This window comes from Bradyrhizobium sp. 23AC (assembly GCF_054863025.1).
The window spans coordinates 1-848 of record NZ_JAVAYN010000064.1; the positions used below are offsets into that span (position 1 = coordinate 1).

Sequence of the window (848 nt, forward strand, 5' to 3'; positions counted from 1 at the left end):
AGATCCTGCGTCGATCTGGCCGCATTACGCCTCCGATCGCCGGCCCGGTGGCCAGCCAGCGTTTTGAGATGCCGGCACCCAATCTCTTGTGGCAGATGGACTTCAAAGGCTGGGTTCGGCTTGGCAATGATACCCAGTGCCATCCTCTGACGGTCGTGGACGACCACTCGCGCTATGATCTGTGCCTGCAGGCCTGTGCAGATCAACGCACAGATACCGTGCGCAGCCGCCTGGAGAAGACCTTTCGCCATTACGGGCTCCCGGAGGCCTTCTTCGTCGATAATGGTTCGCCCTGGGGTGATCCTTCCGGCGAACGATGGACACGGTTCTCGGTGTGGCTGCTCAAGCTTGGCGTCGCCGTCATCCACAGCCGCCCATATCACCCGCAAAGCCGCGGCAAGAATGAACGGTTCCACCGCACGCTCGCGGCTGAAGTGTTCGCGCTGCGGCACTTCCGCGATCTCACAGAAACACAGCGTGCCTTCGACGCCTGGCGGGAAGTCTACAACTTCGAGCGACCGCACGAAGCGCTCGGGCAACAGGTCCCGGCTAGTCGATATCGGCCGAGCCAGCGGGCCATGCCCGATCGATTGCCGGAGGTCGAATACGACAGCCATGAGATCGTGCGACGCGTCTCCACGACCAAGGCCTATGTCAGCTTCAAGGGACGTCTTTGGAAAGTGCCACAGGCCTTCCGTGGCGAGCGCCTCGCCATCCGCCCCTCGGCCAACGACGCGCAATACGGGATCTTCTTTGCCGCCCACCAAGTCGCTATCATCGACTTGGCGAGCGGAGAAAGTGTCGGCCATGTCCCCGAACACCCGTCGGTCATGTCCCCGGGCTGAACA

Annotated in this window: 1 protein-coding gene; it reads left to right on the forward strand. The window is 62.1% G+C overall.

The window, feature by feature from the left end; all coding sequences use genetic code 11:
- The coding region (locus RAD10_RS41435) for an integrase core domain-containing protein (RefSeq protein WP_461621974.1) at window positions 1–845 on the forward strand (845 nt) is incomplete at its 5' end.
- Window positions 846–848 lie beyond the last annotated feature (3 nt).